13 protein-coding genes are annotated in these 14,588 nt (G+C 50.4%); 2 read left to right on the forward strand and 11 right to left on the reverse strand.

Annotated features, from left to right (window positions below; genetic code table 11):
• Positions 1-359: 359 nt before the first annotated feature.
• Both BMW41_RS09220 and amrA read right to left on the reverse strand, forming a co-directional pair.
• Positions 360-1,193 carry a TIGR01906 family membrane protein gene (locus BMW41_RS09220; RefSeq protein ID WP_177171212.1) on the reverse strand — a complete coding sequence of 278 codons (834 nt, stop codon included), beginning with the start codon at positions 1,191-1,193 and terminating at the stop codon, positions 360-362.
• A gap of 60 nt (positions 1,194-1,253) precedes the next feature.
• A complete protein-coding gene (amrA, locus tag BMW41_RS09225; protein WP_074649831.1) occupies positions 1,254-2,810 on the reverse strand; it encodes an AmmeMemoRadiSam system protein A in 1,557 nt (518 codons plus the stop codon).
• A 148-nt stretch (positions 2,811-2,958) separates the two neighbouring features.
• Between amrA and BMW41_RS14760 the strand changes: the two genes are divergently transcribed.
• Positions 2,959-3,285 (forward strand): hypothetical protein, encoded by a 327-nt coding sequence (locus BMW41_RS14760; RefSeq protein ID WP_207646880.1) that lies wholly within the window; start codon positions 2,959-2,961, stop codon positions 3,283-3,285.
• A gap of 187 nt (positions 3,286-3,472) precedes the next feature.
• Here BMW41_RS14760 and rfbA read toward each other — a convergent pair whose 3' ends face one another.
• From rfbA to citD, 7 genes are all read right to left on the reverse strand, one after another.
• Entirely contained in the window at positions 3,473-4,357 is an 885-nt protein-coding gene (gene rfbA, locus BMW41_RS09235; RefSeq protein ID WP_074649833.1) for a glucose-1-phosphate thymidylyltransferase RfbA, read from the reverse strand.
• Complete coding sequence (gene rfbB / locus BMW41_RS09240) at positions 4,357-5,388, reverse strand: dTDP-glucose 4,6-dehydratase (RefSeq protein ID WP_031473958.1); 1,032 nt, start codon at positions 5,386-5,388, stop codon at positions 4,357-4,359. The genes rfbA and rfbB overlap by 1 nt, the downstream gene beginning before the upstream one ends.
• Before the next feature lie 184 nt (positions 5,389-5,572).
• The gene (locus BMW41_RS09245) at positions 5,573-6,742 is read right to left on the reverse strand and encodes a MerR family transcriptional regulator (protein WP_074649863.1); all 1,170 of its coding nucleotides are present in this window, start codon (positions 6,740-6,742) and stop codon (positions 5,573-5,575) included.
• A gap of 469 nt (positions 6,743-7,211) precedes the next feature.
• The gene (locus BMW41_RS09250; protein ID WP_074649834.1) at positions 7,212-8,603 is read right to left on the reverse strand and encodes a CitMHS family transporter; all 1,392 of its coding nucleotides are present in this window, start codon (positions 8,601-8,603) and stop codon (positions 7,212-7,214) included.
• A gap of 237 nt (positions 8,604-8,840) precedes the next feature.
• Complete coding sequence (gene citF / locus BMW41_RS09260; protein WP_074649836.1) at positions 8,841-10,397, reverse strand: citrate lyase subunit alpha; 1,557 nt, start codon at positions 10,395-10,397, stop codon at positions 8,841-8,843.
• A 1-nt stretch (position 10,398) separates the two neighbouring features.
• Positions 10,399-11,301, reverse strand: coding sequence for an aldolase/citrate lyase family protein (locus tag BMW41_RS09265; protein ID WP_074649837.1), 903 nt, complete (start codon positions 11,299-11,301; stop codon positions 10,399-10,401).
• Complete coding sequence (citD, locus tag BMW41_RS09270) at positions 11,298-11,597, reverse strand: citrate lyase acyl carrier protein (protein ID WP_031473968.1); 300 nt, start codon at positions 11,595-11,597, stop codon at positions 11,298-11,300. Before citD ends, BMW41_RS09265 begins: the two co-directional genes overlap by 4 nt.
• A gap of 253 nt (positions 11,598-11,850) precedes the next feature.
• Between citD and BMW41_RS09275 the strand changes: the two genes are divergently transcribed.
• The gene (locus tag BMW41_RS09275; protein ID WP_074649838.1) at positions 11,851-12,759 is read left to right on the forward strand and encodes a LysR family transcriptional regulator; all 909 of its coding nucleotides are present in this window, start codon (positions 11,851-11,853) and stop codon (positions 12,757-12,759) included.
• Positions 12,760-12,888: 129 nt separating this feature from the next.
• On the opposite strand, the gene BMW41_RS09280 is transcribed toward BMW41_RS09275, so the two are convergent.
• Positions 12,889-13,467, reverse strand: a complete 579-nt coding sequence (locus BMW41_RS09280; protein WP_074649839.1) for a hypothetical protein — start codon at positions 13,465-13,467, stop codon at positions 12,889-12,891.
• Positions 13,468-13,802: 335 nt separating this feature from the next.
• Positions 13,803-14,456, reverse strand: a complete 654-nt coding sequence (gene deoC, locus BMW41_RS09285; RefSeq protein WP_074649840.1) for a deoxyribose-phosphate aldolase — start codon at positions 14,454-14,456, stop codon at positions 13,803-13,805.
• Positions 14,457-14,588: the final 132 nt, after the last annotated feature.

The following is a 14,588-nucleotide window of genomic DNA, read 5'->3' on the forward strand; positions in this document are numbered from 1 at the left end:
ACTTATACCTGTCCCGTCTACTGTTGGCGTTCCGTGCAGTTTTTGGACTTTGGCTTGTTTGGCAGCCTCATCCACGCTTCACAGCCTGTTCGGGATTCCTGTTCGTCAGGCCAGCGCTTTGCCTCGGGCTTCCTTCAGACCCACACCTCACGGTGGAGCCCTTGCCTCTGGCTGCATCCTTCCCACTGCCGGGCGGATCAGGGACTTTCACCCCTTAGAACGTGCGCCCGCCGGGCGCACCAAAAAGAAGCAGCCGGCATGAACCGACTGCTTTTCTTCTCCGAATGCTCCACTAAAATAGCATTTTGGCAAAATATATATTGTTTTTATATTTAATCCAGGAATTTAGAATAATTGAATTATTTGCATCCCTTTCCATTCTTTTTTATTATGATTGCCGGAATTCCCAGTACACCCGCACTGCAAAGAAATGTGATCAGAATCCGCAGCGCAATATCCGAGAAAAACTCTTCCGGCATGATGCAGATCATACGGCTGACATGGGGATCAAACTCCCAGTTTCCCTGTGAGAAGAAGATCTCATGAAAGACCGTAAAATACTTTGTAAAATCAGAGGCGCAAAGCGCGCCGAATGCCGCCGCTGTTCCGAGGATCACAAAACACGTCCTGAGATATCCGCAGCCAAGAATCGCCAGGGCTTCCCTGCCCTTTTTCCGTATCAGATATCCCGCGGTCAGAATGAGAAGCAGAATTGCCGCCGACCGCATCCGCATCGCGGCCAGAAACACCTCCCGGACATCCGTCATGTGGGAGATCTCATCCTCCCGGTAGAATCCCTGAAGTTTTCCGTTGATCGGAACTTCCACGATCAGATTCTCCCGCTCTCCGCGAAGGTAAAGCATGGTCTCGTCGATCACGGTATTGATGCCGTCATAGTCCATCCGGTCACCCTTCCAATATTCTAAAAGAAAGGGCACATTGTATTTCCGGAATTCCCGGTCGTAGAGTCCGGGAGTCCAATAGCAGACCGCCTCGAAGGAGGTGATAAGCACCGTAAAGAGCAGCGCCAGGGCAAATACCGCAGAGAGAATACCTTCCCCGTATGAAAAATCCTTCCATTTTTCTTCTTTCGGAATGATCTGTTTGTCATGGATATCTCTTGCATGCCGGTCATCCTTCCCTGTCCGGATGTCGTCCGTCATATGATCCGTGTCCTTTGGTGATTCTGTCATATTCCCCCCTGCCATTTGTGACACCACACGCGAAAGTAACGAGTGTGCGGCGCCCGATTATCAATAATGCCTTACTACTTCAAAACGCTCCAGTTGTACGTCCCGGTCTTTCGGATCAATTCCTGCCTTCTGCTTTGCGATCTCGATCTGGCGTCTCACGGTATCGACACCGTCCAGATTCGGGAGAAGAAGACCTCTCTTATTCCCCTTCGTCACGATCACACCGTACCGTTTCACATCCAGTTCTTCCGGAGATTCAATCCGCTCCGTCTTCCCCAGAACATCCACGCTGTAGTCCAGCCACTCCAGTTCCGATATCTTCACCGGTTCAAACCGCGGATCCGCCGAGCAGGCGCTCCTCGCATTGGTGGAAATCTCCTCGGCGATGGAATCTTTCACCGCACTGATGGTACCGATACAGCCGCGAAGACGGCCCTTTTTATGGATTGACACGAAGACGCCGGCACTGCCTTCTGTCAGATTCTCCCAGACCGAAGCGGCTTCATCATCCAAATCCTCTTCCGTTAATTCCGGCAGGTTCTGATTCCACGTTCTTCGATCCCGGATCTTCTCCTTAGAACGGCCGGAATTGTTTCCATCGTTATGGTTCTTTTCATCGCCATCCGGATCCGGAATCCGCTCTCCAAAAATCTCTCTCAGCGCATCTTTTTCCCGGATCGTCTCCCCTCCCCGGACATACTCCTCGACGGCTTTTCTTGCAAGCTGCACGTAGGGGTCTTCCTTCTTCCGCCGCGCATGGAGCTTTTTCTTTTCCCGCCTCAGCCACCGGTCCAGCATATCCCGGGAAAGGTCCTCACCTCCCGCCCGGTAGACACAGATTCCGTACCCCACACCGGTCACATCCTGATGGACCAGCTTTTTCACACGAACCTTTGTCCGGTCCAGCGCTCCCGCCATCATCACAAAACTCCGATGGCCGCACTCCGCCGCCTTATTGCAGAAATTCTCGTCAAAATCCAGAAGCTCATCGAAAGCGCCCCGGCCCATGACATCCATGATCCGCTCATCGTATACCGGACCAGCCGGATCAAATCCATAGGGTCCGTCTTTGCGGAGCTTATGGGACAGATCGCCGCTGGCCACGAAGAACACTCTTCTTCCGAGAATTTCCGCCGTGTTGCGGATCAGCATCCCCAGCCGGTAGTGATCCTCAAACGACTCGCCGGAAAGGCCGATCCGGACGAGCTGATACTCCGGACATTTCGGATTGATAAAATGAAGCGGCACCATGGTACCGTGATCGAGTTCCGGATTTTTTTCTCCCCGGGTTCCCGCCGGAAGCCCTGCTTCCCGGGCAAGTTTCGAGAGCATCTCCGTAAACTGGACATCGTAGTCCACATGAAATTTCACGTTCTTCGCGCCAAACGTCCCAAAATCCCCGTCTGCTCCGTTTCCGGGTGAGATATGGAAATAATCCAGATACTGCACGCTGTGCGGAGATGCCAGAACAATGGTATCCGGCTCACAGTCCGCGACAAACTCCGCCGTCTTCTCATAGGCGGCAATTGTTTTCCGGATTTTCTTTTCGCTTCCCTGTCCGATCTCCGGAATAATCATCGGAGGATGCGGAACCATACATGCACCAACGATCGCCATAGACTGTCGCCTCCCGCGTTTTTTCCATTTCCGTTAAAGAGGTTTTCGGATCCGTCCTGTTTTTCGCATTGTCTCCGATTCTGTCATCCGGTGTCAACGGATTCCGGTTGCAATCCTATGTTATCCATTATAGAAAAAATTTTGATATATGAAAAGAGCAGGCTTCCCACCCATCGGCGGTTGCCTGCTCTTTCCGGTAAACATAACTGCAGTGTTCGGAAAGTACTCCTTCGATGTCATGGCGCTGCATTTACTGTACGAAGGATGCTTGATCGTCTTTGCGTCTCATTCCCGATCAGACATGGATCATCATGAATTGGAAACCTGTATTGTCATAATCGATACGAGAAACAGCAGCAGAAAAAGTAATTTGAATGAATTCTCATATGCCTTATATAAGGCCGGCTTTTCCGTTTTAACCTTTTCCACATTCAACACCGAAAATTTATTTTCAAAAAAATACTGGCATATCTGAATCACAAGAATCAGTATTGCGCCGGCATACAACATATTCTTATACGGTTCTAAAGCTGAAACAAACAACCGCAGACAAAACAGTGCAATTACCGTCAATTCAGTGATCCAAAAAACAAAGAATCCCAAATACTTTGAAATATGCTTCATTTATACTAATTCTTTCCCTGATGTCTGCATTTCCGTGATCAGTACTTCAGTTTTCCTTCCGCCACGGCCTTCAGATGGGTTCCGTACGGGCTCTTTCCGTATTTCTCTGCGGATTCCAGAAGCTTTTCAGAGTCGATCCAATGGTTGATGTATGCGATCTCTTCCGGTGCGGAGATGGTGATGCCCTGAAGTTCCTCGATGGTGCGGACGAATTCCGCCGCCTCCAGAAGGCTCTCCATTGTGCCGGTATCCAGCCAAGCGAAGCCGCGTCCCAGCAGCTGCACATTCAGCTGGTCCTTCTGAAGATACATGTCATTCAGCGTCGTGATCTCCAGCTCTCCTCTGGCGGACGGCTTTACCTCATTGGCCATTCTGCTCACGCCGGCCGGATAGAAATAGAGTCCCGTTACGGCGTAATTGCTCTTCGGTTTGGCCGGCTTCTCCTCGATGGAGATGGCTTTACCGCTCTCGTCAAACTCGACGATGCCGAAGCGCTCCGGATCATTGACATAATAGCCGAATACGGTTGCTTTTCCGTTCTCCGCGCTTTCCGCAGCAGCCTTCAGCGTCTTGCGGAAACCGTTTCCGTAGAAAATGTTGTCGCCAAGAACCATGGCGCAGGCGTCATCACCGATGAATTCTTCGCCCAGAATAAATGCCTGTGCGAGACCGTCCGGTGACGGCTGAACCTTATAGGAAAGATTGATTCCGAACTGGCTTCCGTCGCCGAGAAGCGCCTCAAACCGCGGCGTGTCGGTGGGCGTGGAGATGATCAGAATATCCCTGATTCCCGCCAGCATCAGCGTGGAAAGCGGATAATAGATCATCGGCTTATCGTAAACCGGAAGAAGCTGCTTACTGGTTACCATGGTCAGCGGATAAAGGCGGGTTCCCGCGCCGCCGGCAAGAACGATTCCTTTCATCAGCCGATCACCTCTTTCTTTCCGTACATCTCATTGTAGTAGTTCTGGTATTCGCCGGAAATGATGTTTTCCCACCACTCCTTGTTATCGAGATACCACTGAATGGTCATCTTGATGCCGTCCTTGAACATGGTCTCCGGAAGCCATCCCAGTTCATTGTGGATCTTGGTCGGATCGATGGCATATCTCTGATCGTGACCCTTGCGGTCGGTTACGTGCTCAATCAGGCTCTCCGGCTTCTGCAGGTTTTCGCAGATGAGTTTGACAATGTCGATGTTCTTCATCTCGTTGTGTCCGCCGATGTTGTATACCTCGCCGACGGTACCCTTGTGGATGATCAGATCAATGGCTTTGCAGTGGTCGCCGACATAGAGCCAGTCGCGGACATTGAGACCCTCGCCGTATACCGGAAGCTTCTTATCCGCCAGCGCGTTGGCGATCATCAGCGGAATGAGCTTCTCCGGGAACTGGTACGGGCCGTAGTTGTTGGAGCAGCGGCTGACGGTTACCGGAAGGCCGTAAGTTCTGTGATAAGCCATGACCAGAAGATCTGCGGAAGCCTTGGAAGTGCTGTACGGGCTGGAAGTGTGGATCGGAGTATCCTCGTGGAAGAACAGATCCGGGCGATCCAGCGGAAGGTCTCCGTATACCTCATCGGTGGAAACCTGATGATATCTCTTGATGCCATACTTGCGGCATGCATCCATCAGAACCGCGGTTCCGATGATGTTGGTCTGAAGGAAGATCTCCGGATTCTCGATGGAGCGGTCAACATGGGACTCTGCCGCAAAATTGACCACCATATCCGGATGCTCCTCCTCAAAGAGCTTGTACACGCCTTCGCGGTCACAGATATCCAGCTTGACAAAGCGGAAATTCTTGTTGTCCATCACGGACTTCAGTGTGGAAAGGTTTCCGGCATAAGTCAGCGCGTCCACGCAGACAATGCGGTAATCCGGATACTTCTCCAGCATATGGAACACAAAATTGCTTCCGATAAATCCTGCACCGCCGGTTACGATAATATTCATGGTTGATCCTCCTTACACTTATGTTGTTTAAATCATTATGGTTGATTCGTTTTCCTACAGTCATCCTGTGATCCGGATTATAAAAGGTGACGTAACGTCACCTTCAAGTCCTTTCCCATCATATCACAGAAAATCAGCATATGCCACAAATTACTTTGTGCTTTTTTAGCGATATTGCATTATTTTACCGGCTCGCCACAAAGATTCCGGCATCCTTTGTGATATGAAATCCGCCCTTCACCTTCTGCGCCACAAACTCATGGAATTCTTTATACCGGTCCAGCAGCAGCCGGTTCTGATTACCGTGACAGGACAGAATATAGGCAATCAGCGGCTCTGCATCCGCAATCTCGATGGCGTCCTCATAGCGACGCATCGAAACCTCCCGGAAATGTCTCCGAAGGATTTCTTCTCCGTTCTCCAGTCCAAAACGATCATACAGATGCTCCGCGGCGAGCACGATCTCGGGGTTAAACTCCTGTACCAGTGAGGTAACTTCCCTCATATGCGCCGCGCCGTAGGTTCCGGCAATCAGCCTCCCTCCCGGTCTCAGTACGCGGGCACACTCTTCCAGTGCCTGCTCCAGGGGATCGCAGTAAAAAAGCACATGATTTGCGATCACGATGTCAAAACTGCCGTCTTTGTAAGGTATTTTAGTGCCGTCGAAACGGCGGAAATGAAATCGCCGGTCTTTGCCGAGAGCCCGCTTTGCATCGCGCAGCATCCCGTCGGAGATATCCGAAAGTGTGATCTCGATCTGCTCCGGAACAGCGGATTCATTTTCCGACCAGAGTGCTCCGTTGCCGCAGCCGATCTCCAGGATCTTCATCTCCTCCTCCGGCCGTACCTGTTCCATGACCCACGGAAACCAGCCAACCGGATTGATCGAGTATTCATGATGAAGCCGAATACGGGAGGCAATATTTGTCGCATTCTGGTACTGCGTTTTCAGGCTTCTCTCCATCGCCGTCATATCAATCAGTTCGAGCATGCTCTCCCAGTCGATCGCTTCTTTTCCGCGCAGCGCCTCCACTGCGGAGTCGATCGCCTGCATCATCGCGTGCATGGTCTCCGCGCGTTCTTCCACAAGCTTTCTCTGTACCAAAAGGGAGTCCAGCAAAAAATGCCGGTCTGCAGACGCCAGCGTGATTTCCCGGATGTCGTCAAGCGAGAATCCCAGATATTTCAGCAGAAGAATCTGCTGCAGTTTCGCCAGATCCTCGTCGGTGTAAAACCGGGCTCCCGCTCCGGTTTTGTACGTTGGTTTCAAAATATTTTTCGAATCATAATATCGGATCGTCCGCTGTGTCACATGCGCCTTTCCGGCGAACTCACCCGAAGAATAGTATTCCATCCTGTCAACCTCTTTCTGCTCTGTCCTTCGCTGTCCAGTCTTTTCCCTTTTGATTCTCCGAAGCTTTGAATGCTCCCCGTATTCCGTCTGTTCCCCGCGGCTTTTGGCAGCGGACGTCCGGGCTTTTTTCAGTATAACATGCCCCATCCCCGCGGAGTTATTTTTCCAGTGTAGGAATTTCAGAGAAATCTCCCGCACCGGAACAAAGTCCGCGGGGCGTTTTGTTTCATAGGGAATTTCGGAGAAATTTCCCATGAAACGAAAAAGGACCCGGCTGCCCTGGAGAAGGCGAACCGGATCCTCGCTATGATTGTTTTACGTAAATATTCGATATGACCAGATATCGGATTTTTGATGGAGATTCTTCTCCGGCCGGATGACCGGAGAAGCAATGCCTTTTGGCATGGAAATGTTTTTTCTTGAGAATTATTGCTGAATTGCTGTATTTTTCCGCAAATACTCCGCGGAATTACAGCGGCATGATGCCTGTTGTCACTGCGGTGATCATGCAAAGGATGGAGAAGCCCCATACATACATGAAGGAAGCTTTCAGATGATCCTTGATCTCAACATCCGCAAGTCCGATACCAAGCAGAGTTGCCGGTACCATCGGAGAAATGAAGGTTGCGCAGTTGCGGCATACAACCATGGCAACCGCGATCGGAAGAGCCTCTACACCAAAGCTTGCGCCGATTGCCATCATGATCGGAAGCATTCCGTAGAAATAGGAATCGGTATCGAATGCCAGTGCCAGCGGAACAGACAGGAAACCGATAACCAGCGGCAGGTGCTGACCGATGCTTGCCGGAAGAATCATTGTGATCAGATTTGCCATGCAGCTTACAACCGACTGAATCTGCATCTCAACGCCCGGTTTTGCAATTGCAGCAGCGCCCTTGTCGTTGAAACCGTAAACCAGGATACCCATCAGAACTGCAGCACCCATCAGAGTGGAGCACATCATCAGAGCCGGACCTGCGTGGCTGTTGATGATCTTCTTCTGCATCTTAATGTCAGTGTAGTTTACAAGGATAGCGATTGCTACACCGATCATGAACGGAACATAGGACGGGAACTGATCCCAGATCAGCATTGCGATAACTGCTACTGTAAGAGCGATGTTGAACAGGAACAGCTTCGGTCTTGCAAGATCGCCGAGCTCATTCTTCTTCTCTTCAACAGCAACCTCGCCCTCTTCCTGCGCAAGCTTACCGTGAAGGCCTGCACCTCTTGCCTTCTCCTGAACGCCGGCAAGAACTGCGTGTGCAAGACAGAGCACGATACCGAACGCCTGAATCGGCATGATGGTGTGCCAAAGAGCGCCGGACTCCATACCAAGTACCGATGCTGCTCTCATCGTCGGGCCAGCCCACGGCATCAGGTTCAGAACGCCCATGGCGAGAACAACAACACGAAGAAGTGTGGTCTGTCTCATGTGCATCTTCTTGTAAACCGGAAGCATGGACGGAATAACGATCAGGAATGTGGAAGCGCCGCCGCCGTCCAGATGGCCGATCAGCGCGATGATCGCGGTCATAACCGTAACACCGATGACATTGTCGCCAACGAGTTTCATCAGCTTACCGATGATAACATCGAACATACCTGCATCAGTCATGATTCCAAAGTACAGCACAGAGAATACAAACAGTGCTGCTGTCGGTCCGGTGGAACCGAATCCACCCTTGATCAGTTTTCCGATCTGCTCAACATCGTAGTAGCCACCCGCTACCAGAATGCACGCAAGAATCATCGGAAATACAATGAACGCGATACTCGGCAGTGTTTTACTCTTGAACAGAGTAACAACGATTCCGACGATCGTCAGGAATCCTAAAATTCCGACAAGTGTAGTACTCATCTCTTTTCCCCTTTTTTTCTGTTTTTCTTTTGTCTACAGTTCCTCCGGCAATCCCCATCTTGTCTCCCACCCATACCATATGGGAGACAAATGCCGAAGTCCGTTTTTATATTCCGCTGAACGAACAGCGTATCTTTAGCAGTTTTTCGCGGGTTTTTCCCATCTCCACCCGGTTCTTTCCAGCCGGCGCAGCCACACACAATGGGCTCCTCCCCGCTTCAACTGATAAATTCGTTTTTACCCGAACTCGAACGGTTTAACCTGTCTTACGACATCCATTACAGAACCGTCTCTTGCCTCGATGATACCGACAACGCGGTCTTCAAACTGAACCTTGTTCGGCTCGCCGGTGATGCTGTAGGCAATATCGCGAAGCTCCTCAATGCTCTTGATCGGAAGATTTGTATCCTTCAGGGCATCGATGATATCCTGTCTCTTCGGGTTGATCGCGATACCGTAATCGGTGACAACGACGTCAACGCTCTCGCCCGGAGTGGTAACCGTTGTAACATCGGAGCAGATTGCCGGAATTCTTCCCTGCAGAAGCGGTGCGATTACGATGGTGCACTTTGCACCTGCCGCGGTATCCGGATGTCCGCCCTGTGCGCCGGTGATCATACCGTCAGAGCCGACAACGACATTACAGTTGAAGTGAACGTCAACCTCGAGAGCCGCAAGGATTACATAATCCAGCTTGTTGACGAAAGCGCCCTTGTTGAACGGATCTGCATACTCGCCTGCCGTGATGTAATAGTGCTCCGGATGATTTACGTTTTCGATCGCATCCATATCGAAGTCCTGCGTATCAAAGAGTTTTCCAACCAGTCCTTCATTCAGAAGTTCACACATCGGCTTTGTAAGACCGCCGAGACCGAAGCCCATCTTGATGCCCTTTTCTCTCATGATCTTTGCCAGAGAGATGGTGGAAGCGATGGAAGCACCGCCGACACCGGTCTGATAGGAGAATCCGTCCTTGAACCACGGAGTGTTCGCTACAACCTGAGTGCAGTACTCTGCCATCAGAAGCTTTCTCATATCCTTGGTCGGTTTTGCCGCGCCGGTTGCAATCTTCTCCGGATCACCGATGGAATCCACCTCAACGACATAATCCACGTTTGTCATGGAAATCTGCGCCGGATAGTTCGGGAACGGAACAAGACAATCGGTGATCGCGACAACATTGTCCGCATACTCCGCATCTACTGCCGCGTAAGAGAGAACGCCGCAGTTTGCCTTACCGCGCATACCGGAAAGGTTGCCGTAATCGTCGCTGGAAGAAGCACCGATAAACGCGATATCGATGTGAACTTCGCCGCTCTCGATTGCTCTCACTCTTCCGCCGTGGGATCTCATAATCGCAAGGCCCTTCAGCTTACCGTTGGAGATTGCCTCGCCGATTCCGCCGCGGACGCCGGAAGACTGAATGGAAGTGATGGTGCCGTCCTCGATGTACGGAACAATGGGATTATTCTGCTTTCCCAGAGAGCTTGCACAGATGGTCAGGTTCTTGATGCCCATCGCGTGGATCTCATCCATGACCATGTTGACGATCTTGTCACCCTCACGGAAATGATGGTGGAAGCTGATGGTCATGCCATCTTTGATTCCGCACTTTACAAGTGCTTCATGAATATTGGAAAGAAGTTTGCTCTTCTTCGGATCAATGACCGGACGTGTCTTCGGGGCATCTTTCTTATATTCAACGCTGTCGAAGTGGAACGCACCCTGATACGGCTGCTTTCCGGTCTCTTTCAGGATCTCTTCCGGGATCTCTCTGCCTACTGCATTTAACATATTATAATTCCCCCTTATATACGCCGGATGCCTTCGCAAGTTCAATCGTTCTCTTTGCGCCGTCATAGAACGCGATGTCGATCATCTTGCCGTCTACGGTAAATACGCCGATTCCGAGAGCTTTCTTGGAGTCAATCTCACGGACAACTTTCTCAGCAAAGATGATGTCCTTCTGCGTCGGGGTGAAGATCTCATGTACAACGTTGATCTGACGCGGGTTGATAATGGACTTTCCGTCAAATCCCATATCGTGGATTTTCTGAACATCCTCGCGGAAACCGTCCATGTCATCCAGATTGGTCCATACGGTATCAAAACACTGAACGCCTGACGCTCTTGCCGCGATGATCATGTGCTGTCTTGCGCCCATGAGCTCAACACCGGTACCGGTGATGTGTGTCTGAAGATCCTTTGTGTAGTCACCGCCGGAAAGCGCAACACCGATCATTCTCTCGGAAGACTCGCAGACCTCAAGTGCATTGAGCACGCCTCTCGCGGACTCCAGAGCCGCCATGATCAGAGTGGAACCTTCCGGGCGTCCGAATTCCTTCTCCGCCTTGATGACTTCATCTTCCACTGCCTTAACCATTGCGCCGGTCTCGGTCTTCGGAATACGAATGACATCGCAGCCACCAGCTACGGAACAGCGGATATCCTCTTTCCAGAGATCAGTATCCAGACCGTTGATGCGGACAACGCGCTCGCAGCCTCTGTAGTCGATGGATTTTAACGCATGGTAGAGGGAAAATCTTGCAGCGTCCTTCTGGTTCTCCGCAACCGCATCCTCCAGATCCAGCATGATGGAATCCGGTTTGTAAATATACGGATCCTTGATCAGGGACGGTTTCTGCGCATTCAGGAACATCATGGTTCTTCTAAGGCGTTTCTTATTCGCATTGATCATCGGATCGCACCTCCCCACGGTAAGTTGTCATACTGTTCAACGGAACGGAAAACCGCTCCCTCAACACGGGCTTTAATTGTGCAGTCAAGCGCACCTTTATCGACAATGGAGATTTTAACATCGCTCACGCCAAGATTCTCAAGAGTCTCCAGTACAACCTTGCGGATTTCATTACCAAACTGATGAGCAACCGCGCTGTCCAGGTTGAAATCAATCTTGCCCTGTCCCGGCTCAACCGTCACCATGCAGTCACTGGATTCCAGTGTTCCCGCAACAGCAGGTTTCTTAATATCCATATGTATCCTCCTTTACGCCTCCCGCGGGGGAAGCAGTTATATATCTTATGCAGATCAATGTTAGCATTGTACTATTTCATGTACAAGAATCTCTTATTCTATGTTGAATATAGTTTTTATATTATGTTATAGTTGACATGCCCAAAACGGATATCTGATACACAGCCTGTTTATGCGGTTTGTTTAAAAAATCACAGGTTTGTTATTTTATCTGATAATTTTTATTATTTATCGAATATGGAGGAAAAAATATATGAATGACCGACAGCTCAATTATATGCTGACCATCCTGCGGGAGGGAAGCATCAGCAAAGCAGCGGAAGTTCTCTGTATTTCCCAGCCGTCTCTCAGCCAGATGGTCCGTAAGATCGAAAACGAGATGAATGCCGAAATCTTTACCCGGTACTCCAATCCCATCAGCCTCACTCCGGCCGGCGAGTATTACATCAAGGCCGCCCACGACATTCTGAACATCGAGGAGAACCTGTCCCGGGCAGTTCATGAGATCGCGGCCGGTTCCCGCGGCACATTGAGAATCGGAATCCCGGTTTTGCGAGCGATGGAGATCATACCACAGGTTTATCCCAGATTCCACGAAAAGTATCCGAATGTAAAGCTGGAGCTGATCGAATCCGGTTCCGACCGGCTTGAAAATCAGGTTCTGCAGAAAGAAGTGGATCTCGCCTGTCTTACAACCGCACCGAAGATCAATGAACTCGAATACATTCTGGTCGCCAACGAGGAAACCGTCCTCGTCGCCGCAAAATCCACCAAGCTTGCCCATACCGTTCCCGCCGGGACGACCATCAGCATAATGGACGCGGCCCGCGAGAAATTTATCTATATCAAAAAAGGCCACAGCGTCCGGATCACGCAGGATCAACTGTTCGCGGCCTTTCATCTCCGTCCGGAACGTCTTTTTGCCACCGGCAGTATTGAGGTTGCCAAACGTTCTCTTTCTCCGTGCAACGCCGTCATGCTCTGTCCCAAAAACTATATCGATATGAGCCCGGAATTATACGACGTGTGCGTGACCTACCCGGTAAAGGAGATCACACAAGAGCGTCATTTTTATATCTGCCGGCGTCAGGACCAGTATCTCAACGGCTATGTTCGCGATTTCATCCGGATCCTGAAACCGGATTATGACGCAAAATCATAATCCGTTACTGCAGGCGAGGGGGGAATATTTTTCTGCATGCACATCGTCATCCCGCTATGAAACGAAAAAATGCTGCCGTATCGTTGACAGAGGCCAACGGTGCGGCAGCATTTCTGCAATATCCGATATTCAGTTCTTGACTTTCTTCAAAATGATCATCTCCGCATTGCGGCCCTTGATGCTGACTTTAACGTCATCGGCAAGATTTGATACAACCGATTTTTCCAGTTCATCCCAGGCTTCTTCCGCGCCTTCCTGCTCCCTGTCCATCATCTCTTTTACCGACTGACGATACTCAATCATGGACCAGGAGAACATCATGTTCATCGGATCCAGGCTTGACGGCATCGGCGCATCCGCCCAATCCATCGGGTCAAAGAAGGTCCGGATCTTCCCCATGATTCCCTTCGCTGCTTCATTTTTTCCGCTGAAGGAAGCGGCGAGAAGCTGTTCCTGCTTCATGTAATCCATCATGGTCTCGACCTGAAGGTGAAGCTGGAATTCATCTCCCTCATCTTCAATCCAGAATTGTCCTTCTCTCTCTCCGGTAATGGAACGCATCATTCCCATCATCTCTTCGGTCAGCAGTCTCAGATGCAGCGCCGCCTTGTGCGCCAGACCTTTGTACAGCGCAACCTTCTCTGCCTGCTCAAGTGCCTCATCCATGCCTCTGCCGTCATTTGCGATTACGATTACATCTGATTTCATATGATTCTGCCTTCCTTCCTGATAAGCCGATCAACTTCATAAAAAACGAATCGATTTAATCTTATTATACGGTATTATTCGTATGATGTCATAAATAATCTCAATATTTTACAAACCGTTTTCGCTTTTTTTCTCTTCCGCCGCAAAAACCAGCTTCAGCTGTTTTGTTTCATAGGAAATTTCTCCGAAATTCCCTATGAAGCAAAAACGCTCCGCGAGGATGCGCACGCCGCTGTAAGGAAACTGTCACCTAACGGCGACCAGCGGCGGCGCGCAAAGTCCGCAAGCGGACTTTGTTCCTGTTTTCTTCGTCCTATCGAATTCCGGGGCTTTCGTTATCCCTGTTCCATCGCAATTTTCACCAGACGGCTTGTCCCGAGCCGGCTCGCTCCAAGGGAAATAAATTTTTCCGCATCCTCGATGGAGGCAATTCCGCCGGCCGCCTTAATCTTGATATTCGGTCCGATGTGTTCCGCCATCAGTTTCACATCCGCAAAAGTGGCGCCGCCGGTGGAAAATCCGGTGGAAGTCTTGATATAATCCGCCTTTGACTCGGTCACGATCCTGCACGCCCGGATCTTCTCCTCTTCCGTGAGAAGGCAGCACTCAATGATCACCTTCAGGAGATGCGTTCCGCAGGCGGCTTTCACTTCATTGATCTCGGAGAGGACATAGGAATCATTCTTCGCTTTCAGCTCACCGATATTGAGGACCATATCAATCTCGGCGGCGCCGTTTGCAATGGCATCCTTTGCCTCAAATACTTTTGCTGCCGTTGTCATATTGCCGTTAGGAAATCCGATGACGGTTGTGATCGGAAAGTCCTGTCCCATGTATTCCCCCGCCCGTTTTACATAACACGGCGGAATGCAGATCGACGCGGTGTGAAACTTCATCCCCTGATCGCAGATGTTCCGGATCTCCTCCCAGGTGCTTCCCTGTAAAAGCAGTGTGTGATCAACCATGCTTAATATGTGTTCTAAATTCATCGCAAATTCCTCCATGCTGAAACAGCCGAAAAAACGTTCTTCAGCGAAATATCCGTTTTCTGCCGCCGGTTATTAATCTCTGTCTGCTGTTTAAAAGGCTTTTCTGAAGCTTATAATGGTGCCGCCATTCAT

The organism is [Clostridium] aminophilum, assembly GCF_900101295.1.
Lineage (GTDB): Bacteria > Bacillota > Clostridia > Lachnospirales > Lachnospiraceae > Clostridium_R > Clostridium_R aminophilum_A.

Coding starts and splice junctions, on each gene's coding strand:
- BMW41_RS09250 (WP_074649834.1), bottom strand. CDS start 8,603: ATGAGTACTACACTTGTCGGAATTTTAGGATTCCTGACGATCGTCGGA.
- amrA (WP_074649831.1), bottom strand. CDS start 2,810: ATGGCGATCGTTGGTGCATGTATGGTTCCGCATCCTCCGATGATTATT.
- citF (WP_074649836.1), bottom strand. CDS start 10,397: ATGTTAAATGCAGTAGGCAGAGAGATCCCGGAAGAGATCCTGAAAGAG.
- BMW41_RS09265 (WP_074649837.1), bottom strand. CDS start 11,301: ATGATCAATGCGAATAAGAAACGCCTTAGAAGAACCATGATGTTCCTG.
- BMW41_RS14760 (WP_207646880.1), top strand. CDS start 2,959: ATGAAAAGAGCAGGCTTCCCACCCATCGGCGGTTGCCTGCTCTTTCCG.
- BMW41_RS09245 (WP_074649863.1), bottom strand. CDS start 6,742: ATGGAATACTATTCTTCGGGTGAGTTCGCCGGAAAGGCGCATGTGACA.
- BMW41_RS09280 (WP_074649839.1), bottom strand. CDS start 13,467: ATGAAATCAGATGTAATCGTAATCGCAAATGACGGCAGAGGCATGGAT.
- citD (WP_031473968.1), bottom strand. CDS start 11,597: ATGGATATTAAGAAACCTGCTGTTGCGGGAACACTGGAATCCAGTGAC.
- deoC (WP_074649840.1), bottom strand. CDS start 14,456: ATGAATTTAGAACACATATTAAGCATGGTTGATCACACACTGCTTTTA.
- rfbB (WP_031473958.1), bottom strand. CDS start 5,388: ATGAATATTATCGTAACCGGCGGTGCAGGATTTATCGGAAGCAATTTT.
- BMW41_RS09275 (WP_074649838.1), top strand. CDS start 11,851: ATGAATGACCGACAGCTCAATTATATGCTGACCATCCTGCGGGAGGGA.
- rfbA (WP_074649833.1), bottom strand. CDS start 4,357: ATGAAAGGAATCGTTCTTGCCGGCGGCGCGGGAACCCGCCTTTATCCG.
- BMW41_RS09220 (WP_177171212.1), bottom strand. CDS start 1,193: ATGACAGAATCACCAAAGGACACGGATCATATGACGGACGACATCCGG.